The 19,990-nt window shown below is 66.2% G+C and carries 17 protein-coding genes, 1 other RNA gene and 1 riboswitch; of the genes, 2 read left to right on the top strand and 16 right to left on the bottom strand.

Features of this window, described 5'->3' with window-relative positions:
- Position 1: 1 nt before the first annotated feature.
- The 9 genes from kdpB to ACCQ10_RS04180 form a co-directional block, all read right to left on the bottom strand.
- Positions 2-2,050 (bottom strand): potassium-transporting ATPase subunit KdpB, encoded by a 2,049-nt coding sequence (gene kdpB, locus ACCQ10_RS04220; protein WP_372362331.1) that lies wholly within the window; start codon positions 2,048-2,050, stop codon positions 2-4.
- A 12-nt stretch (positions 2,051-2,062) separates the two neighbouring features.
- Positions 2,063-3,877, bottom strand: a complete 1,815-nt coding sequence (kdpA, locus tag ACCQ10_RS04215) for a potassium-transporting ATPase subunit KdpA (protein WP_372362330.1) — start codon at positions 3,875-3,877, stop codon at positions 2,063-2,065.
- 15 nt (positions 3,878-3,892) lie between these two features.
- Positions 3,893-3,985: a potassium-transporting ATPase subunit F gene (locus ACCQ10_RS04210; RefSeq protein ID WP_039408212.1), complete on the bottom strand. Its 93-nt coding sequence runs from the start codon at positions 3,983-3,985 to the stop codon at positions 3,893-3,895.
- Positions 3,986-5,667: 1,682 nt separating this feature from the next.
- Positions 5,668-7,248: a CocE/NonD family hydrolase gene (locus ACCQ10_RS04205; protein WP_372362329.1), complete on the bottom strand. Its 1,581-nt coding sequence runs from the start codon at positions 7,246-7,248 to the stop codon at positions 5,668-5,670.
- Between the two features lie 515 nt (positions 7,249-7,763).
- The gene (gene thiL / locus ACCQ10_RS04200; protein WP_372362328.1) at positions 7,764-8,738 is read right to left on the bottom strand and encodes a thiamine-phosphate kinase; all 975 of its coding nucleotides are present in this window, start codon (positions 8,736-8,738) and stop codon (positions 7,764-7,766) included.
- 108 nt (positions 8,739-8,846) lie between these two features.
- Positions 8,847-9,326, bottom strand: coding sequence for a transcription antitermination factor NusB (gene nusB / locus ACCQ10_RS04195; RefSeq protein WP_047697643.1), 480 nt, complete (start codon positions 9,324-9,326; stop codon positions 8,847-8,849).
- Entirely contained in the window at positions 9,323-9,787 is a 465-nt protein-coding gene (gene ribH / locus ACCQ10_RS04190) for a 6,7-dimethyl-8-ribityllumazine synthase (RefSeq protein ID WP_003490334.1), read from the bottom strand. The genes nusB and ribH overlap by 4 nt, the downstream gene beginning before the upstream one ends.
- A 295-nt stretch (positions 9,788-10,082) precedes the next feature.
- Positions 10,083-11,222, bottom strand: coding sequence for a 3,4-dihydroxy-2-butanone-4-phosphate synthase (ribB, locus tag ACCQ10_RS04185; RefSeq protein WP_372362327.1), 1,140 nt, complete (start codon positions 11,220-11,222; stop codon positions 10,083-10,085).
- Complete coding sequence (locus tag ACCQ10_RS04180; RefSeq protein ID WP_372362326.1) at positions 11,219-11,821, bottom strand: riboflavin synthase; 603 nt, start codon at positions 11,819-11,821, stop codon at positions 11,219-11,221. Before ACCQ10_RS04180 ends, ribB begins: the two co-directional genes overlap by 4 nt.
- A gap of 167 nt (positions 11,822-11,988) precedes the next feature.
- A riboswitch (FMN riboswitch) is annotated at positions 11,989-12,164 on the bottom strand.
- A 216-nt stretch (positions 12,165-12,380) separates the two neighbouring features.
- Between ACCQ10_RS04180 and ACCQ10_RS04175 the strand changes: the two genes are divergently transcribed.
- Positions 12,381-13,004 (top strand): hypothetical protein, encoded by a 624-nt coding sequence (locus tag ACCQ10_RS04175; protein ID WP_184383917.1) that lies wholly within the window; start codon positions 12,381-12,383, stop codon positions 13,002-13,004.
- Between the two features lie 58 nt (positions 13,005-13,062).
- On the opposite strand, the gene ribD is transcribed toward ACCQ10_RS04175, so the two are convergent.
- The 6 genes from ribD to ACCQ10_RS04145 all read right to left on the bottom strand — a co-directional run bounded on the left by ribD (position 13,063) and on the right by ACCQ10_RS04145 (position 17,406).
- Positions 13,063-14,172, bottom strand: coding sequence for a bifunctional diaminohydroxyphosphoribosylaminopyrimidine deaminase/5-amino-6-(5-phosphoribosylamino)uracil reductase RibD (gene ribD, locus ACCQ10_RS04170; protein ID WP_372362325.1), 1,110 nt, complete (start codon positions 14,170-14,172; stop codon positions 13,063-13,065).
- On the bottom strand, positions 14,165-14,653 hold the full coding sequence (locus ACCQ10_RS04165) for a GNAT family N-acetyltransferase (RefSeq protein ID WP_039408247.1): 489 nt from the start codon (positions 14,651-14,653) through the stop codon (positions 14,165-14,167). Before ACCQ10_RS04165 ends, ribD begins: the two co-directional genes overlap by 8 nt.
- The gene (gene nrdR / locus ACCQ10_RS04160; protein WP_003490311.1) at positions 14,650-15,174 is read right to left on the bottom strand and encodes a transcriptional regulator NrdR; all 525 of its coding nucleotides are present in this window, start codon (positions 15,172-15,174) and stop codon (positions 14,650-14,652) included. Before nrdR ends, ACCQ10_RS04165 begins: the two co-directional genes overlap by 4 nt.
- A 102-nt stretch (positions 15,175-15,276) precedes the next feature.
- Entirely contained in the window at positions 15,277-16,545 is a 1,269-nt protein-coding gene (glyA, locus tag ACCQ10_RS04155; protein WP_039408252.1) for a serine hydroxymethyltransferase, read from the bottom strand.
- A 203-nt stretch (positions 16,546-16,748) separates the two neighbouring features.
- Positions 16,749-16,823, bottom strand: a non-coding RNA gene (locus ACCQ10_RS04150) — sX9 sRNA.
- Positions 16,824-16,884: 61 nt separating this feature from the next.
- Positions 16,885-17,406, bottom strand: coding sequence for an RcnB family protein (locus tag ACCQ10_RS04145; protein ID WP_372362324.1), 522 nt, complete (start codon positions 17,404-17,406; stop codon positions 16,885-16,887).
- A 226-nt stretch (positions 17,407-17,632) separates the two neighbouring features.
- On the opposite strand from ACCQ10_RS04145, the gene ettA reads away from it, so the two are divergent.
- Entirely contained in the window at positions 17,633-19,294 is a 1,662-nt protein-coding gene (ettA, locus tag ACCQ10_RS04140; protein ID WP_372362323.1) for an energy-dependent translational throttle protein EttA, read from the top strand.
- Positions 19,295-19,439: 145 nt separating this feature from the next.
- Here ettA and def read toward each other — a convergent pair whose 3' ends face one another.
- Positions 19,440-19,955, bottom strand: coding sequence for a peptide deformylase (gene def / locus ACCQ10_RS04135; RefSeq protein WP_039408260.1), 516 nt, complete (start codon positions 19,953-19,955; stop codon positions 19,440-19,442).
- Between the last annotated feature and the right edge of the window lie 35 nt (positions 19,956-19,990).

Raw genomic sequence — 19,990 nt, 5'->3', positions numbered from 1 at the left:
CTCAGGCACCCAGGGTGGCGGCAAGCGCCAGGTCGATCAATTTGATGGCGGCGAACGGCAGCAGCACGCCGCCCAGCCCGTAGATCAGCATGTTCCGGCGCAACAAGGCGGTGGCGCTGGACGGACGAAAGCGCACGCCGCGCAAGGCCAGCGGAATCAACGCCGGGATGATCAACGCATTGAAGATCAACGCCGCCAGCACCGCATGACGCGGGTTGGATAACTGCATGACATTGAGCGCGGCCATCGACGGAATCGCTGCGGCAAACAGCGCCGGCAGGATCGCGAAATACTTGGACACATCGTTGGCCAGCGAGAACGTGGTCAACGCGCCGCGCGTGATCAGTTGCTGCTTGCCCACTTCCACCACCGCCAGCAGCTTGGCCGGATCCGAATCCAGGTCCACCATGTTGCCCGCCTCCTTGGCCGCCTGCGTGCCGGAGTTCATCGCCAGGCCCACGTCGGCCTGGGCAAGCGCCGGTGCATCGTTGGTGCCATCGCCCACCATCGCCACCAGCCGCCCACCGGCCTGCTCGGCGCGGATGCGCGCGAGCTTGTCTTCCGGGCGCGCCTGGGCGATGTAATCGTCCACGCCGGCTTCGGCGGCAATGGCGGCGGCGGTGAGCGGGTTGTCGCCGGTAATCATCACCGTCTTGATGCCCATCGCACGCAGCTGCGCGAACTTTTCCTTGATGCCCTGCTTGACCACATCGCTCAGTTCGACCACACCGAGTACATGCCGGCCTTCGGCCACCACCAGCGGTGTGGCACCGCCACGCGCGACTTCTTCGATACGCCCCTGCAATTCCGGCGATACCGTGGCACCCTGCGCCTGCACATAGGCCACGATCGCATCGCCGGCGCCCTTGCGGATGCTGCGCCCGGCAAGATCCACACCGGACATGCGCGTCTGCGCGGTGAAGCCGATGAAATGTGCGCCCTCGGGCTCGACGGCCACCGCGCCTTGCTGGCGTGCCAGCTTGACGATGGATTTACCTTCCGGCGTCGGATCGGCCAACGAGGCCAGCATCGCCGCATCGCGCAGTTGCGCACGGTCGATGCCGGCCAACGGATGAAACGCAGTGGCCTGCCGATCGCCGTAGGTGATGGTGCCGGTCTTGTCGAGCAGCAACACATCCACGTCGCCGGCCACCTCCACTGCCTTGCCGGATTTGGCCAGCACATTGGCCGACAGCGCGCGGTTCATGCCGGCAATGCCGATCGCCGGCAACAGCCCGCCGATGGTGGTCGGGATCAGGCACACCAGCAGCGCGATCAGCAGCAACGGATCCAGCGTTACGCCGACGAACCCGGCAATCGCCGGCAACGAGGCCACCACGATCAGGAAGGTCAGCGTCATCGCGGCCAGCAACAAGGTCAGCGCGATTTCGTTCGGCGTCTTCTGCCGATTGGCGCCTTCCACCAACGCAATCATGCGATCCAGGAAACTCTGGCCGGGCTCGGCGGTGACCTTGAACACGATCTCGTCGGAGAGCACGCGCGTGCCGCCGATCACACCGCTGCGGTCGGTGCCCGCCTCGCGCAGCACCGGTGCCGATTCGCCGGTCACCGCCGCTTCGTTGATCGTTGCAACGCCACGCACGATTTCGCCATCGGCCGGCACGAACTCGCCTTCGGACACCATCACATAATCGCCCGGCCGCAGCTCGGCGGCGGGCACGCGCGTCTCGCGCCCACCCAGTGCGGTTTCCACCCGGCGTGCCACCAGATCCTTGCGCGCACGCCGCAACGAGGCGGCCTGGCCGCGGCCACGCGCTTCTGCAATGGCCTCGGCGAAATTGCCGAACAACACGGTGACGAACAGGATCGCCGTCACCGCCCAGCCGAAGCCGGCATTGCCATGCCCGCTGGCGGTAATCACCGCCGCCAGCGCCGTGCCGCCCATCACCACCGCTATCACCGGGCTGCGCAGCAGATGCCGCGGCGACAGCTTGATGAAGGCCGCGCGCATCGCCGCCACCAGCACGGCAGCATCGAACAACGCCGCGTCGCCGCGCGCGCGTTTTTCAGTCGTATCGATCGTAGACATTGCTCAAGACTCTCAGGACGCCGCCAGGGCGAGGTGTTCAGCGATAGGGCCCAGCACCAGCGCCGGCATGAACTGCAGCACGGTCAGCACCAGCACGATGGCCATCAGGGTCAGCGCAAAGGTAGGCGTCTCGACCTGCAGGCTACCGGCCGACTCCGGCGCGCGCCGCTTCACTGCCATGCGCGCGGCCACCATCAGCGGCAGGATCAACGCCGGATACCGTCCCAGCGCCAACACCGCCGAGCAGCTCAGATTCCACCAGTACGTGGCATCGCCCAGGCCTTCAAAACCGGACCCGTTGTTGGCGAACGCCGAGGTGTACTCGTAGAACACCTGGCTGATGCCATGGAAACCAGGATTGGAATTGGCCGTGAATGCCGGCACCGCCAGCGCCACTGCGGTGAAGCCCAACACCACCAGCGGTTGCAGCAAAATCAACAACGCAAGCAACTGCACTTCGCGCGCTTCGATCTTGCGGCCGAACAATTCCGGCGTACGTCCGGTCATCAACCCGGCCAGAAACACGCTCAGCAACAGATACACCACGAACTGCTGCAAGCCGCAGCCGATGCCGCCCCAGATGGCGTTGATCAGCATGTCGACCAACGTGACCAGGCCGCTCAACGGCGCCAGCGAATCGTGCATCGCGTTGACCGAGCCGTTGGAGGTCTGCGTGGTCAATGCCGCCCACAACGCCGAAGCATCGGCACCGATGCGCACTTCCTTGCCTTCCATCAGTGCGGGCGAACCCGCGCTGGCCGAGTGCGCTTCGGACCACAGCAACAATGCAGTGGACGCGGCCGACATCGTCAACATGGTGCCGAACACCAACGCGGTGAGGCGCTTGCGCCCGGTCAGAGAGCCGACCATGAACACCACGCTCATCGGCAGCAAGACCAATGCGAGCGTTTCAAGCAGATTGCTCAACGGCGTGGGGTTTTCCAGCGCCACCGAACTGTTGGGCCCATACCAGCCACCGCCGTTGGTGCCGAGCTGTTTGGCCGCCACCATCGCCGCCACCGGGCCGACCGGAATGGTCTGGCTGGACATGCTGGCACTGCCATCCAGGGGCGTTGCGGTCGCCGCGCCCTGCAAGGTCGACGGCACGCCTTGCCAGCCGAGCAGCACGCTCCACAACAGGCACAGCGGCAACAGCACGCGCACGCTGGCGCGGATGACGTCGGCCCAATAATTGCCCACGTCGGCGTCAGGCGAAAGCGCTGCGTCAGGCGTCGGCTGCTGCCATCCCTGCCGCATTGCTGCTGCGTCCGGATCGGGCTGAGCGACCATCTGCATCCGTGTGCTCGCCGTCGTATCCAATACCGGCAAGGCATCGGGCAAACCCGCGGCCACTCGCCCACCGAACAACGCGCGCAAGGTGGCCACCGCCAACGCCAGGCCCATCATCGGCGTCACCACCTGCAGGCCGACGATGCCGGTCATCTGCGACAGGTACGACAGCTGCGCCTGACCGGAATAATGTTGCTGGTTGGTGTTGGTGACGAACGACACCATGGTGTGCAGCGCCGTATCCCAGCGCAGGTTCGCGATGCCGTCCGGATTGAACGGCAGCCAGGCCTGGGTCATGAACACCACCCAGGTCAGCACGCCGACGGCCAGATTGCTGAGCAGAAAGGCCACGCTGTAACCGCGCCACGACATGCCCTGCTGCGGACGCGTGCCGAGCAAGGTATACAACGGACGCTCGATCCAGCCGAATAACGCATCGCCGCGCATCGGCGCGCCGCGCATCACCGCAGCCAGATAACGGCCCAGGGGCCACGCCAGCACGATGGCCAGCGCATAGACAAGAAAGGTTTCACTCATTGGAGCGCACTCGCATCAGAAGTCTTCGGGCCGCAGCACCACGTACAACAGGTAGGCCGCAGCAACGAGTACGGCCACGCCGCACAACAGGGACATCCAGGCAGGCATGGGCTACTCCCCCAGACGCGCACAGCGCGGCGCGATGGATGCGAGGTGCGACGGCGCAGGCAACGGGCGCGTGCCAACACGGCAAAGCGCTGCCGCACCGTGCGCGCCGCGCCGATGGAGCAGACAGGTCAAGGGATGCATCAGGATCGTCCACAGCGGAACCGCTCCGCCACTGCGCGCAGTTTCTGCCTGCCCGGCGTAAAGTCGCTATGGACCTGAATTGGCCGCCGCGTAAATTCCGCATAAATCATGCAATGCGGACGCGCTGCAGGCACGTTCCTGCCAGGTCGAGCCGAGGCCTGCGAGTGTGCGGTCCCCACGCAGGCCCTAGACACCTACGCTGCCACATTCCGAACAGAGAAGGCTCGATGGCGGCATCCATACCGCCAACGGTCCCGCAACCGATGAGGCCACCACGCCAGACAGTTGGTTGGTGGTTTTACTGAAGAGCGAAGACACCGCGTCGCACGATTGGCTGGTTGCTCTGTTGAAAGCCTGCACACCGACCAACGCGACTGGTCCTTGCCCGCCCACCGTCGTGGGACCCTTGGCGGCATGGATGCCGCCACGGAGCTACATGGACGTACTTGCAGCGTGTCCCGCGATGGTGGGCGGGCAAGAGCCCTGCAGCAACGGCGCAGATCATCCGCTCTCCGCCTGATCTGCCAGTATTGAGCAATCAGATAGCGACGACTGCATCGCGTGCCTATCGCGATTGACCTTCAAGCCGGTCGAGGGCGCGGCGCCCTCACCGCTTGCGGGACACGCCGTGAATCCGTCCGCGGAGGCTCGGTGGCGGCATCCATGCCGCCACACGGTCCCGCAAGCGGCGAGGACACCACGCCAAACAGTTGGCTGGTGGTTTTGTTGAAGAATCAAGACAGCGTGTCGCGGCTTGCCGTTGCTCGTTGAGAACTTTGCCAACCAGCCAACTTGACTGGTCCTTGCCCGCCCACCGTCGCGGGACCCTTGGCGGCATGGATGCCGCCACGGAGCTTACATGGACGTACTTGCAGCGTGTCCCGCGATGGTGGGCGGGCAAGGGCCGTGCAGCAAAGGCGAAGATGATCCGCTTTCCACCTGATCTGCCGGTATTGAGCAGTCAGGTCGAGGCGGCTGCACTGTGCGTATCGCGATCACTTGGCTCTTGAAGTCTGGTCGAGGGCGCGGCGCCCTCACCGATTGCGGGACACGCCGTGAATCCGTCCGTGGAGGCTCGGTGGCGGCATCCATGCCGCCACACGGTCCCGCAATCGGTGAGGACACCACGCCAGACAGTTGGCTGGTGGTTTTGTTGAAGAATCAAGACAGCGTGTCACGGCTTGCCGTTGCTCGTTGAGAACTTTGCGAACCAGCCAACTTGACTGGTCCTTGCCCGCCCACCGTCGCGGGACCCTTGGCGGCATGGATGCCGCCACGGAGCTACATGGACGTACTTGCAGCGTGTCCTGCGATGGTGGGCGGGCAAGGGCCCTGCAGCAACGGTGCAGAGCTGCAGCTTTGACGCTCTAAAAGCTCTGAAGCAGAATTATCCAGGCTAGCAATCATTCGCCAGCGGAGGTTCTTGAGGTCATGGCGTTGTTTGGCTCCGAGCCCTGCCGTGTCATCCGATACCTCCGCATGCGGAACCCAGGCCCACCCCACTCTTCGAAAACGCCATGCGCCGCACGCTGGTCGACGCATTAACGCAGCGGCAGGTTCAACACCGAAGGCGTCGCCACCGGCGAGGAGAATGTCACCGTGCCGCCGCCGTCGCTGGCATCCGTGTAACGCGCATCGCGGGTGTCGATCACCAGTACCAGCCGCTGCCCCGCAGGAATCTCTGTTGCTGCCGCTTGCAGCTGCCAGTCAAGCGTCACCGCGCGGCCGGGCGTTGCATCGCGCAGCGAATACGGCGCATGCGTGATCAGTTGCGCCACGCCCAGGGCGTCCATGCGATACAGATACGCGAACAGGCTCACCTTCGGTTGGCTGGGCACTACGGTCACTCGCAATGACGGGCTGCCCGCCAGCCGCCGCATACTGCTCGATGGCGAGCCTACCCACACCGCAGCACCGGCGCGGTTGACCAGCGGAATCGAGGTGGTCACCGGCACGCCGATGCCCTGCAGCAGGCCGCTGACCAGCACCACGCCGGAGTCTGCCACCGTCGGCACATCGGTGGCGATGCGCGACTGCCAGCCACTGGCAGTGCCGCCGATCAACCCACCGGTCGGACTGAGCACGCCGGTCGGTGCAGACAGTCCCAGGCGCGTGCTGCCCTGCTGCACCGCCGCCCAATCCGCATATGCCAGCCATTGTCCGGCGCGCGGCGACAGCCGCACCGGTGCCTCGGCGTCCACGCCGTTCCGCAGCTGTTTGAGATGGCGATCGAACCAGCGTGTGGCTGCCGTATAGATCTCGTTCGGCAGCCCCAGCGCGCCGGGCAACTCCGTGGTGGCGTGATCGCCCTGGCTGAGCAGCAACTGCTTGGGGCCGCGCAGCTGATTGAAGAAGGCAATCATCTGGTTCGGCGGGAACAGCCCATCGTTGAAGGCATTGCCCAGCAGCACGGCGGTGCCGCGCGCGTTGAGGGCCGCCACCTCGGTGGCCGGGCTGCGCGAGGCGGCCTGCGGCAGGAAGCCCTGCACCGCGCCGTCGTAATCGCCTTGCGCAACGCGTGCGCCGATCTGCGCCAGATCCGGCCCCGGTCGGCCGGTCAGCGCGCCTGCGCCCACCAACAGACCGACACCCTGCTGGCTGACGGTGCGATTGGAGTACAGCGACGCCTCCAGGTCCGCCCAGCCACTGAGCGCCGCCACTGCCTTGATGCGCGGGTCGCGCTCGGCGGCCAGCAGGCTGATGCCCGCGCCGTAGGAGATGCCCGACGCACCGATCGCCTCGGGATTGGAGGGCGTATGCGCCAATGCCCAATCGATCACCGCACTGACGTCTTCCACGGTGTCCTGCCCGGCAATGTCAATCTGCCCGGCCGAGTCCCAGAACCCGCGCGAGGTGTAGCTGACGACCACGTAGCCATCGCTGGCCAGCTGGGTAGCCCGCCCGAGGTATTCCAGGTTGGGCAACGACCAGCTGGCCGGCATCACGATCAGCGGAAACGGCCCGCTCCCCTGCCCTTGCGGCACCAGCACCAGTGCGCCCATCGGCGCCCCATCCCAGCCGGGGATGCGCTCGTAGGTCTTGCTGAAAGCGCCCGCAGTTGCTGACGCCGCCGCCACGAGCAATGCGATGGCGGCGATGCCGCGGATCCAAACCCTGTTCATGCTGCTCTCTCCCACGCGAGGCCGGGCCGGGATGGCCCAGCGGCGATTGCCATGCATCCGTGGTTCGGGGGAGAACGCCGAGCGAACGTACCAGACGGTACGGTGGGGCTCAAGGGCCGGGAATCGGAAATGGGGAGGCGAAGATAGGTGCCAGCCTGGTCCCCATTGGCTCAGACAGTCGCCTGTCTCAGATCCGGATCGGCACGGCGGGGCACGTCCACCTCTCGCCTGCGGAGAAGCGGCAACGAGCGGATGTGGCGAACACGGCAGTTCGCAATTCTCGAATCCCGGGCCGACTCGACGCGCACGCATGTCGCTGCCGGGGCGATCGTGCCTGCGGTTGCTGCGCAAGCAGCAGAGAAATTGGCGCTGCAGCTGCGCGATGAGGGCCACCAAATCGTCGAGACAACGTCACTCGGTGCGTTGATCGAAGCACCTGCTGCTGCGCGCCGCATCACCCCGCCGCCGCTGCCATCGAGCAGCGCAGCATTCGCGCCTGCAGCAATCCTTACGGGTCAGCCGACGAAATGCTGGTATCCGCGCTGCGGCGGTTGCCAGGTACGGCCCTCGGCGTCGTGCACCACCACGCCCGGCGCGGCCGTGATCCGGCCAAGGCGCGTGGCCGCGACGTCGGCAAATGCCAGTGCCTGCAGCACGGCGTCGCGGTGCTGTGGCGCGGCGGTGAAACACAGCTCGTAATCGTCGCCGCCGCCCAATTGCCAGCCGGTGCATTGCAGTGCGCTGATTCCTGCGCTGCGCGACATCGCCGGCAAGGCCGCTGACGCCAACTGTGCGCCCACACCGCTGCGCTCGCACAAGTGGCCCAGATCGGCCAGCAGACCGTCCGAGACATCCACGCAGGCGTGCGCAAGACCCCGCAAGCGCAGGCCGGCCTGCACCCGTGGTTGCGGACGCAGCAGCCGGCCGCGCCAGCGTTCGTGCACCGGATCAGCCGCCACGCGCGTGACATCCAACTGGCCCGCCTGCCATAACGACAACGCCGCCGCCGCCTCGCCGAGCGCACCGGTCACCCACACGTCATCGCCCACGCGCGCGCCATCGCGACGCAGCGCCGCACCCGGCGGCACGCTGCCGATGGCAGTCACCGCACACGACAGCGGCCCGCGCGTGGTATCGCCGCCGACCAAGGCAATCTCGTGCGCATCGGCCAGCGCGAAGAAGCCATCGGCAAATGCCTCCACCCAGGCCAGATCGTCGTGCGGCAACGACAGCGACAACGTGCACCAGCGCGGCTGCGCGCCCATCGCGGCAAGATCGGACAGATTGACGGCCAGTGTTTTCCAGCCGAGATCGTCGGCGCGCGTCTCAAGCGGAAAATGCACCCCGGCATTGAGCGTATCGGCCGTGATGGCCAGTTGCTCGCCTGCCGGCGGTTGCAGCAATGCCGCGTCGTCGCCAATGCCCAACGGCACGTCGGCCCGCGTGGCAATGCGCGCGCGCAGACGGGCAATCAGATCGAATTCAGGCATCGGGGCGGGAATAGGGAATCGAGAATTGGGAATCGCAAATGCATCGGGACATCGCGGGAACGCAGGCTTTTACGATTCCCGATTCCCCACTCCCGATTCTCGCGGCGCTCAGGCGCCGCTGGCACCCGACTCCACCTTGCGCCACTCCACCGCCGCGCGATCGAGCACGCCATTGACGTAGGTGTGCCCATGTTCGGAGCCGAAGCGCTTGGCGGTTTCGATCGCTTCGTTGATCACCACGCGGTACGGCACGTCCTGCCGGTACAACAGCTCGTAGGCCGCCAGGCGCAGCACCGCACGTTCGATCGCATCGACCTCTTCCACGCCGCGGTCCAGATACGGCGTCAGCGCGGTATCCAGCTCCACGCGATTGGCAATCACGCCATCGACCAGGCTTTCGAAGTACGCCAGATCGGCCACCTCGTGCGCCTGCTCATGCGCAAACTGGGCGATCACCTGCTTGGCGAATCCGCCGGAAATCTGCCACGCATACACCGCCTGCAGGGCGCGGCGGCGCGCGCGCGAGCGCAGCACCGGGTCGATGCCGTCGCGACGGCCGTGGCGGGCATGTCCACCGGACTTGCTCATGGCAACAACTCCATCAAATTCACCAGTTCCAGCGCCGCAAGCGCGCATTCCTCGCCCTTGTTGCCGTGGCTGCCGCCGGCACGTGCCTCGGCATCTTCCACGCGCTCCACCGCCAGCACGCCGTTGAGCACCGGCACGCCGGTCTGCAACTGCACGCTCATCAGGCCTTCGGCGCACAGGTCGGCCACGTGCTCGTAGTGGCGGGTATCGCCACGGATCACGCAGCCCAGCGCGATGATCGCGCCATGCTGGCCGGACTGCGCCACGCGGTTGGCGGCGATCGGGATTTCCCAGGCGCCGGGCACGCGGATCACGTCGATGGCGTCCTCGCCGATGCCGTTGCCGGCCAGGCTCTGGCGCGCGCCGGCAACCAGCACGTCGGTGATGCGGGCATTCCAGCGGCTGGCGATGATCGCAAAGCGCGCGGTGGTGGGGCGGAGATCGCCTTCGTAGTGGGTCATGCGGGTCGGCAACTCGAGGGGGCGGGAAGTTTAACAGCTGCCGCGCCAGGCCCGGCCGCCGCGTGCAGGCCGGGTCCGCCCAAGCAGACCCGGCCTTCCGATTCAAGACACAGACGGGGCGGCGACTCGCCGCCGGTGCGCCAGCTGGCGCAGCCCACGGCGGCAACCGGCGGCCGACACCGGGCCGGGACACGACTGACGGCGCGCGCCGCCAGCCCGGCCTCAGCACCGGCAGCGGCAGCGGCCGGGGTCTTCGGGGCGGATCAGCTGACGGCGGCAATGGCTCGCCGCCAGCTCAGGGGACCGCGGACGGCGGCACCGAGCGCGCGCCTTCGCCGGGATGGCATTCCAGGTACTCCACCACCTCCAGCCCGAACCCGGCCAGACCCACCTGCCGGCGCGGGGTGCCGAGCACGCGCAGCTTGCCCAGGCCCAGCTCGGCCAGGATCTGCGCACCAGCGCCATTGCGCCGCCACTGGCTCACATCCTTGGCGTTGGCCGCAGCTTCGGGCTGCTGGCGCAGCCGTGCCAACAACGATTCGCTGTCGCGCGGGGCCGACAGCACCACCATCACCCCCTGCCCTTCGGCGGCGATCGCGCGCAAGGCATCGGTGGCGGCCACGCCGAAATCCTCGCGCTGCCAGTGCAGCAGGTCGGCCAGCGGGTTTTCCACCTGCACGCGCACCAGTGTCGGCGTCTGTGGATCCGCGTTGCCGCGCACCAGGGCAAAGTGCAAGTCGTGGGCGATGCGGTCGCGGTAGGTCACCAGCTGGAACGGGCCGAATTCGGTACTGATCTCGCGCGCGTCCACACGCTCGACGGTGTGCTCGTTGGCCAGGCGGTAGGCGATCAGGTCGGCGATCGAGCCCATCTTCAGCCCATGCTCGCGTGCGAACACTTCCAGCTGCGGGCGGCGCGCCATGCTGCCGTCCGGGTTGAGCACTTCCACCAGCACGCCGGCCGGCTCCAGCCCGGCCAGCATCGGCAGGTCGCTGGCGGCCTCGGTGTGGCCGGCACGGGTCAGCACGCCGCCGGGCTGGGAAATCAGCGGGAAGATGTGGCCCGGCTGGCTCAGATCCTGCGGCCGGGCATCCGGGCGCACTGCGGTACGCACGGTGTGGGCGCGATCGTAGGCCGAAATACCGGTGGTCACGCCCTCGGCCGCCTCGATGCTGACGGTGAAGTTGGTCTGGAACTGCGCGGTGTTGTTGCGCACCATCGGCGCCAGCCCAAGCTGCGCACAGCGCTCGCGGGTCAGCGACAGGCACACCAGCCCGCGTGCGTGGGTCACCATGAAATTGATGTCCGACGGCTTGACCAGCTCGGCGGCCATGATCAGGTCGCCCTCGTTTTCGCGGTCTTCGTCGTCGACGATCACCACCATGCGCCCGGCACGCAACTCTTCGATCAGCTCGGGAACCGGTGCGAAGTTCATGCCGCACCCCGCGCGCCGAGCAGGCGTTCGACATAGCGCGCCACGAGGTCGATTTCCAGATTCACCGCCGCGCCCACCGCGGTCGCGGAAAACGCCGTGTTGGCCACCGTATGCGGGATCAGCGCAACCTCGAACCCGTCTTCGTCCACCTCATTGACGGTCAGGCTGACGCCGTCCACGCAGATCGAGCCTTTTTTGGCCACATAGCGCAATACCGATGATGGGGCGGCAAACCGCCAGCGCTGCGCACGTGCATCGCCATGCACCGACTGCACCTGGCCCAGACCATCCACATGCCCGCTGACCAGATGCCCGCCGAGCCGGTCGGTGGGCCGCATCGCGCGTTCGAGGTTGAGCACCGCGCCTTCGGGCAACGCACCCAATGTGGTCAGCGACAGGGTTTCGGTGGACGCATCGGCCTGGAAGCTGGTTGCGTCGAACGCGATCACGGTCAGGCACACGCCATTGACCGCGATGCTCTCGCCCAGCTGCACGGCGTCGAACGGCAGGCTGCCGGTGGCGAAGGTGAAACGCACATCGCCGGCCTGCGGCTGGCGCGCGGCCAGGTGGCCGACGCCTTCAATGATTCCGGTGAACATCAGCGCGCCCCCTTCTGCAGCGAGCGCTGCGCGGAAGTCGGGCGGTGAGCAGGTGCATTACAGCGCAGCGGGTGATGCAAAGACATAGTCGTTTCTCGCAGGAGTTGAGCGAAAAACGCCACAAGGCAAAGCAAACAGGCGCGCGCACAGCCGCAGGGCTGCGCGGTGGCCGTCTTCTTTCATCCGGACTATACCGTCGGCTCCGGCATTGGACCGGATCTGCTGACCTTCGCGCGATGCCCGACACATGCAGTGCCAACCATCGCTGCGAAGCGCTCGCGGGCTCGCACGCTTGCACGTGCCTACCGCCGGTGGGGAATCGCACCCCGCCCTGAAGACGTTCGTAAGTGCCGGCGAACCGGCTCGCGCAGTTTAGCAGCGCCTGTTCTGCCCTCAACTGTCTGAAAGCCATGGCTGACAGGACGCTGCGTCATGTCAGGAAATCCCCCATAGCCAGTTTTGTGAAGAGTCTGTTAAATTGCACCCCGCGACGGGAGACGTCGCCCTTCCGCCCCGCAACGGGGTGGAGACACGGACATCATTTCGGAGAGACCACTCAATGCGCACTACCCTGATTCTGGCTGCCGTGCTGGCCGCCGCCCCGTTTGCCGCGTCTGCGGAAGGCCTGAGCTATAGCTACGTCGAAGGCGGCTGGAACCGTACCGAGATCAGCGTCAACGAGGATTCGGACGACCTGGATGGCGGCTACATCCGCGGTTCGTGGCAGATCGCCGAGCCCGTCTACGTGTTCGCTGGCTACCAGCGTGCCGAGAAGGACTTCAACCTGGGCGCGGGCTTCGTGCTCGAAGGCACACTCCAGCAGGCGAATCTGGGTATTGGTTACCGCCAGGAAATGACCGAGCGCGTCGAATTCACCGCCGACATCAGCGTGCTGCGCTCCAAGGTCGAATCCGATCTGCGTCGCGGCGGCCGTTCGCTTGGCGATTCGTCCGATACCAGCACCCTGGGCTTCGGCAACCTGGGCCTGCGCGGCAAGCCCTCGCCGCGTACCGAAGCCTGGATCAAGGCCGGCTACATCGACGGCAGCGACGTGGACGAAGGCGAATTCGTCGGTACCCTCGGCGGCCAGGTCAACTTCACCACCACCTGGGGCCTGGTCGGCGAAGTCGAGTTCATCGACAACGCCAACCAGTACCGCGTCGGTGTCCGCGCCAGCTTCTGATCACGCGCGTTACCGGCAGTTAAAGGCCCCGCATGCGGGGCCTTTCTTTTTGCGGCGCTCACGCCATCGCGAGCGGCGTATAGCGCAGACGCAGATCCTGCCCGAGCTGACGCACATCGCACAGCTGCAATGCATGCCGCTGCGCCAGCGTTTCGATGCCAAGGCCAGCGAGCAGGGGCCTTGCAGTGTTGCCGAGCAACACGGGCGCCATATACACCAACAGCTCATCGACCAACCCGGCCTGCAACAGCGCACCGCCCAGCGTGGCGCCGGCTTCCACGTGCACTTCGTTGATGCCACGCCGGGCCAGCAACGCCAGCACCGCAGCCAGATCGAAGCGACCAGCGCGCAGCGGCAATGCCGCGCACTCCGCACCATCCACCGCGGTCGGCGCGACGGCATCGCCATGCAGATACAACGTCGGTGCATCGCCGTGGCGAATGTTCCTGCACGCCAAGCTGCGCAGGCCGGCATCCAGCACCACCCGCAACGGCGGCACGAAGGGAGTGTCGTCGCCGAGCCGCACCGTCATCGACGGATCGTCGGCCAGCACGGTGCCGGCACCGGTCAGGATCGCGCCGGCACGTGCGCGCCAACGTTGCACATCGGCGCGCGCGTCGCTTCCGGTGATCCATTTGGATTCGCCGCTGGCCAGGGCGGTGCGTCCATCCAGACTGGCGCCGAGCTTGACCCGTACCCACGGCCGGCCACGCTCCACGCGCGACAGGAAACCCTGGTTGAGCAGGCGCGCCTGGGCTTGCATCACCCCACTCAGCACCGCGATCCCAGCCTCGCGCAGCAGCGCGAAACCGCCGCCATTGACCTGTGGAAACGGGTCGGCCATTGCCGCGACCACACGCGTGACCCCTGCCTCAATCAACGCCAACGCGCACGGCGGCGTGCGCCCGTAATGCGCGCACGGCTCCAGGGTGACATAGACGGTCGCCCCGCGCGCCAGCTCGCCGGCTGCGCGCAATGCGAACACTTCGGCATGTGGGCCGCCGGCGCGTTGGTGGAAGCCTTCACCCACGCACACGCCGTCGCGCACGATCACGCAGCCCACCATCGGATTGGGGCGCGTGGTGTAGGCGCCGCGCTCGGCCAGGCGCAAGGCCTGCGCCATCCAGCGGTGGTCGTCGGCACTCGCGCCCGTCGTGGTCTCAGTCATTGCGTTGCACTCCCGGCGCAATGCACATCACCACGATCTGCATCGGCCCCAGCGAGAATTCGGTATGCGTCTGCCATCCCAGACGCTGGTAAAACGGCACCAGGACCGGCTGGCAGTACAGGTACAGCAGCGGCACGCCCAGGCGCGCAGCGGCTTGCACGCAATGCGCCACCAGTGCCTCGCCGATGCCCTGCCCGCGCGCCTGCGGCCGCACGTATAACGAGGCCAGCCAGGGAGACCATTGCCGCATGCGGGCGTCGTCGTTTTCGAGCAGGCTCACCGAGCCGAGCCACTGCGCCCGATCCAGCGCCACCCAGGTCGTCGGGATGACGCCATCACGTGTATGGCTGCGCAGTTCGCTCAGCGCCTCATCGAGGTTCCACTCCGGCAACAACGCGCCGAAGGCCTGCAGATGCGCTTGCGCAATCGCAGGCAGATCGTCCGGCGTTTCTGCAACGCAGGCGATGCGCATCGCGCTCACCGCTTGCCGGGTTTGCCGGCGCGTTCCAGTGCCGCTTCCAGCAGCGGCAGTTGTTCGCTGCCGACCGGCAGTTCGCGTTCGAGCTTTTCGATCTCTTCGCGAAAATCCGCCACGTCCTGAAAACTGCGATACACCGAGGCAAAGCGTACGTAGCCGACGTGATCGAGCTTGCGCAGCTCGACCATCACGTATTCGCCTACCCGCAGGGAACCCACTTCGCGTTCGCCGGACATGCGCAGCTGATGCACGACCGCCCGCACCGCCGCTTCGATCTGTTCTTCGGCGACGGGGCGCTTCTGCAGCGCGCGGTCGAAGCTGGTGCGCAACTTGCGCGCATCAAACGCCTCGCGTCCACCGTCGCTCTTGACCACGGTGGGCAGCTTGAGTTCGATCGTTTCCAGGGTGCTGAAACGCTCGCCGCAGGCCTCGCACTCGCGCCGCCGACGGATCGTCGTGCCGTCTTCGGACACGCGCGAATCAATCACCCGGGTGTCGTTGTGCTGGCAGAAGGGGCAGTGCATCAGACGTCCGGGATTTGGGATTGGGGATTCGGGATTGGCAACAGCACAAGCAAGGACGCGCGGTTAGCGCATCCCGAATCACGAATCTCCAATCCCGGCATCTCAGCCATACACCGGATATTTCTTGCACTGCGCGGTCACCGCATCGCGGACCTTGGCGAGCACTGCTTCGTCGGTTGGTGCGTCCAGCACGTCGGCGATCCAGTTGGCCAGGTCGATGCTGTCCTGTTCCTTGTAGCCGCGCGTGGTGATGGCCGGGGTCCCCAGGCGCAGGCCCGAGGTCACGAACGGCGAGCGCGGGTCGTTGGGCACCGAGTTCTTGTTGACGGTGATGTGGGCCTTGCCGAGCGCGGCTTCTGCCTCCTTGCCGGAGACGTCGCGACCGATCATGTCCACCAGCATCAGGTGATTTTCGGTGCCACCGGAGACGATCTTGTAGCCGCGTGCAATGAGCGTGTTGGCCATGGCCTGGGCATTCTTGACCACCTGCTGCTGGTAGGTCTTGAAGGCTGGCTCCAGCGCTTCCTTGAAGGCCACGGCCTTGGCCGCGATGACGTGCATCAGCGGGCCGCCCTGGATGCCGGGGAACACGATCGACTGCAGCTTCTTCTGCAACTCCTCGCTCGCGCCCTTGGCCACGATGATGCCGCCGCGCGGGCCGCGCAGGGTCTTGTGGGTAGTCGAGGTGACCACATGCGCGTGCTCCATCGGGCTGGGGTACACACCGGCAGCCACCAGGCCGGCGATGTGCGCCATGTCCACGAACAGGTAGGCACCGACGCTGTCGGCGATGGCACGGAAGCGCGCCCAGTCGATCTTCTGCGAATACGCAGAGAAACCGGCCACGACCATCTTCGGCTTGTGCTCGGTGGCCAGGCGCTGCACCTCGTCGTAATCGATCAGGCCCTGCTCGTTGACGCCGTACTGCACGGCGTTGAACAGCTTGCCGGAGACATTGACCTTGGCGCCGTGGGTCAGGTGGCCGCCATGGGCCAGGCTCATGCCCAGGATGGTGTCGCCCGGCTGCAGCAGCGCCAGATACACCGCCTGGTTGGCCTGCGAGCCGCTATGCGGCTGCACATTTGCATACATATCTTCCGTGGAGCCCGCGCCAAACACCTGTTTGATGCGGTCGATCGCCAGCTGCTCGGCGATGTCGACGTATTCGCAGCCACCGTAGTAGCGCTTGCCCGGATAGCCTTCGGCGTACTTGTTGGTCAGCTGGCTGCCCTGTGCTTCCATCACCAGCGGGCTGCAGTAGTTTTCGCTGGCGATCAGCTCGACGTGATCCTCCTGGCGGCCGACTTCAGCGGCGATGGCCTTGGCCAGTTCGGGGTCGTAGGTTTCCAGTCGGACGTCGCGCGAGAACATGCAAAGCTCCGGAGCAGCTGCAGCCAGTAGGGCCGCCGATTGTAAGCCCCCGCCGCACGGGTGACCAATCGCATGCCTGGCGCCTGGCGCGCGGCCGGCGCCACGCATGCGCCGCGAAACAGCAAGGGCGCACCGAGGTGCGCCCTTGTGTGATGGCCGGCCCGATTGCCCAACAGGCGAACCGGGCACTGCCGGCTTAGGGCGGCTAACAGAACGGCGCGGGCAGTCGTCAGGTGGGTGTGGCGACGCGCCGGAGCCGATGTGTACGCTTGGTACACGAGGATTCCGAACGCCGGCCGCGCCCGCCTGACGGCCTCGCAGTAGCGTGGTTAGGGGCTCTTAGTTGTTGAGCACCAGGTCGGCGATGATGCCGGAGGCAATCGCGACCAGCAGCAGGTTGCCGCGGTCATCGCGCTGCCAGCGGTAGCCGTACGGTGGGCGGCGCAGATCGTAGCGGTCGTAGTCATTGATCACGTAGACCGGGCCGTGATAGCGCTGACCGCGCGCCCAGTACGGACGCGGCGGCGGGCCGGCGCGGTAGTACGCAGGGCGGTCGTAGACATAGACCCGGTTGCGGTCGTAGCGACGGTCCTGGTATCGGGCGTCGCGATACCCCTCGCGGTAGCCGTTGCTGTAGTGACGGCGGTCGTCGCGCCATTCGCGGCGGTCGGCCCGGCGGTCATCCCGCCACTCGCGGCGATCGTTGCGCCAGTCACCGCGGTCACCACGGTGATCGCGATGGCCACGGTCATGTCCGCGGCGGTCGTGGTCGCGGTCCCAGTCGCCGGCAAACGCCGGGGCCACGCAGCCCAGCGCCAGGATGGAGGAAAGCACAGCGGTAACGATGCGTTTGCGGTTCATGGCCCAGCTCCTGTTTGCGATGTCGCAATTTCATTAAGACGCCGCTCGCCTTAACGCATTCTTGCTGGAATCGGTTACGAAAACGCCTATTCAGGTAATAGGTAGGCTGCCGTTTAGCTGCGCTGTCGCCTGCCGGGCCCGCGGCACTTGCCGGTATAATCGGCGCAATCCCTTTTCCGCTGCCTCCGGCCTCGGCCGGCGGGCTGCCTGCGTCCACGGAGCACCCATGTCGCAATACATCTACACCATGAACCGCGTCAGCAAGGTGGTCCCGCCCAAGCGGCAGATCATCAAGGACATCTCGCTGAGCTTTTTCCCGGGCGCCAAGATCGGCCTGCTGGGCCTGAACGGCGCGGGCAAGTCGACGGTGCTCAAGATCATGGCCGGCGTGGACACCGACTTCGAGGGCGAAGCCCGCCCGCAGGCCGGCATCAAGGTCGGCTATCTGGCCCAGGAACCGCAACTCAACCCCGAGCACACCGTGCGCGAAGCGGTGGAAGAAGGCGTGGGCGACGTGTTGCAGGCCCAGGCCGCGCTGGATGCGGTGTATCTGGCCTATGCCGAGGAAGGCGCCGATTTCGACGCGCTGGCCAAGGAACAGGAGCGCCTGGAGGCGATCCTGGCCGCCGGCGATGCGCACACCCTGGAAAACCAGCTGGACGTGGCCGCCGATGCGCTGCGCCTGCCGCCGTGGGAAGCGATCGTGGGCAAGCTGTCCGGCGGCGAGAAGCGCCGTGTGGCGCTGTGCCGCCTGCTGTTGCAGAAGCCGGACATGCTGCTGCTCGACGAACCCACCAACCACCTGGACGCCGAGTCGGTGGAATGGCTGGAACAGTTCCTGGCGCGTTACACCGGCACCGTGGTGGCGGTGACGCATGATCGCTACTTCCTGGACAACGCCGCCGAGTGGATCCTGGAACTGGACCGCGGCCGCGGCATTCCGTGGAAGGGCAACTACACCGACTGGCTGACACAGAAGGACGAGCGCCTCAAGCAGGAAGACAACCAGGAAAAGTCACGCCAGAAGGCGATCCAGAAGGAACTGGAATGGTCGCGGCAGAACGCCAAGGGCGGCCGCACCAAGGGCAAGGCACGCCTGGCGCGCCTGGAAGAATTGCAGTCGGTGGATTACCAGCGCCGCAACGAGACCAATGAAATCTTCATCCCGCCGGGCGAGCGCCTGGGCAACTCGGTGATGGAGTTCAAGAACGTCTCCAAGAAGTTCGGCGACCGCCTGCTGATCGACAACCTGTCGATGATCGTGCCGCCCGGCGCCATCGTCGGCATCATCGGCCCCAACGGTGCCGGTAAGTCGACCCTGTTCAAGATGATCACCGGCCAGGAAAAGCCCGATTCCGGCGAGATCGTGGTCGGCCCCACCGTGCAGCTGTCCTACGTGGACCAGAGCCGCGACGCGCTGGAAGGCAACCACAACGTCTTCCAGGAGATCGCTGGCGGGCTGGACATCCTCAACATCAACGGCGTGGAGATCCAGTCGCGCGCCTACATCGGCCGCTTCAACTTCAAGGGCCAGGACCAGCAGAAGATGGTCGGCTCGCTGTCCGGCGGTGAGCGCGGTCGCCTGCACATGGCCAAGACGCTGCTGCAGGGCGGCAACGTGCTGCTGCTCGACGAACCGTCCAACGACCTGGACATCGAAACCCTGCGTGCGCTGGAAGACGCCTTGCTGGAATTCCCCGGCAACACCTTCGTGATTTCGCACGATCGCTGGTTCCTGGATCGCATCGCCACGCACATCCTGGCGTTCGAAGGCCACTCGCACGTGGAGTTTTTCCAGGGCAACTACCGCGAGTACGAAGAAGACAAGCGTCGCCGCATGGGCGATGACGCCGGCCCGAAACGCCTGCGCTTCAAGGCGCTGAAGTAAGCACAACAAGGGCGCCGTCAGGCGCCCTTGTTGTTTTCCGTCCCGGCGGCTATGCGGGTGTGGATGTTGCGCGCCTGGAGCGATGTAGCCGGCCGCCAGGTGCTGCCTGCGGCAACACCGCAAGCTGCGGCCATCGCCCCAGATGTTACAGCTCGTACGACAGCACATCTTCGAACCCGAAGGTGTCGAAGTTTTCGATGCGCGAGGGGTACAGGCGGCCGACCAGATGGTCGTACTCGTGCTGGACCACGCGCGCATGGAAGCCCTCGGCCTCGCGCGCGATCGGGCTGCCGTCAGGCGCAAAACCGCGATAGCGGATGTAGCGGTAACGCGGGATCACCGCGCGCAGGCCGGGGATCGACAGGCAGCCTTCCCAGCCGTTTTCCATCTCCTCGGACAACGGCTCGATCTGCGCATTGGCCAACGCCGTGCGCGGCACCGCGGGCGCCTCGGGATAACGCTCGCTGGCCTCGAAACCGAACACCATCAACTGCAGGTCCACCGCGATTTGCGGCGCGGCCAGGCCCACGCCGCGCGCATCGTCCATGGTCTCGAACATATCGGTCACCAAGGCCTGCAATTCGGCACTGCCGAGGTTGGTCACCGGGGGGGCGACACGCAGCAGGCGCTTGTCGCCCATGCGGATGATCTCGCGAATCATGCGGATGCTCCTGATAAACGATGCAGCGATCTTAG

The organism is Xanthomonas sp. NCPPB 1325, assembly GCF_041477645.2.
Classification (GTDB): Bacteria; Pseudomonadota; Gammaproteobacteria; order Xanthomonadales; family Xanthomonadaceae; genus Xanthomonas; species Xanthomonas cannabis.
This window is presented reverse-complemented; position numbering and strand designations above follow the sequence as displayed.

Coding starts and splice junctions, on each gene's coding strand:
- kdpB (WP_372362331.1), bottom strand. CDS start 2,050: ATGTCTACGATCGATACGACTGAAAAACGCGCGCGCGGCGACGCGGCG.
- kdpA (WP_372362330.1), bottom strand. CDS start 3,877: ATGAGTGAAACCTTTCTTGTCTATGCGCTGGCCATCGTGCTGGCGTGG.
- ACCQ10_RS04210 (WP_039408212.1), bottom strand. CDS start 3,985: ATGCCTGCCTGGATGTCCCTGTTGTGCGGCGTGGCCGTACTCGTTGCT.
- ACCQ10_RS04205 (WP_372362329.1), bottom strand. CDS start 7,248: ATGAACAGGGTTTGGATCCGCGGCATCGCCGCCATCGCATTGCTCGTG.
- thiL (WP_372362328.1), bottom strand. CDS start 8,738: ATGCCTGAATTCGATCTGATTGCCCGTCTGCGCGCGCGCATTGCCACG.
- nusB (WP_047697643.1), bottom strand. CDS start 9,326: ATGAGCAAGTCCGGTGGACATGCCCGCCACGGCCGTCGCGACGGCATC.
- ribH (WP_003490334.1), bottom strand. CDS start 9,787: ATGACCCACTACGAAGGCGATCTCCGCCCCACCACCGCGCGCTTTGCG.
- ribB (WP_372362327.1), bottom strand. CDS start 11,222: ATGAACTTCGCACCGGTTCCCGAGCTGATCGAAGAGTTGCGTGCCGGG.
- ACCQ10_RS04180 (WP_372362326.1), bottom strand. CDS start 11,821: ATGTTCACCGGAATCATTGAAGGCGTCGGCCACCTGGCCGCGCGCCAG.
- ACCQ10_RS04175 (WP_184383917.1), top strand. CDS start 12,381: ATGCGCACTACCCTGATTCTGGCTGCCGTGCTGGCCGCCGCCCCGTTT.
- ribD (WP_372362325.1), bottom strand. CDS start 14,172: ATGACTGAGACCACGACGGGCGCGAGTGCCGACGACCACCGCTGGATG.
- nrdR (WP_003490311.1), bottom strand. CDS start 15,174: ATGCACTGCCCCTTCTGCCAGCACAACGACACCCGGGTGATTGATTCG.
- glyA (WP_039408252.1), bottom strand. CDS start 16,545: ATGTTCTCGCGCGACGTCCGACTGGAAACCTACGACCCCGAACTGGCC.
- ACCQ10_RS04145 (WP_372362324.1), bottom strand. CDS start 17,406: ATGAACCGCAAACGCATCGTTACCGCTGTGCTTTCCTCCATCCTGGCG.
- ettA (WP_372362323.1), top strand. CDS start 17,633: ATGTCGCAATACATCTACACCATGAACCGCGTCAGCAAGGTGGTCCCG.
- def (WP_039408260.1), bottom strand. CDS start 19,955: ATGATTCGCGAGATCATCCGCATGGGCGACAAGCGCCTGCTGCGTGTC.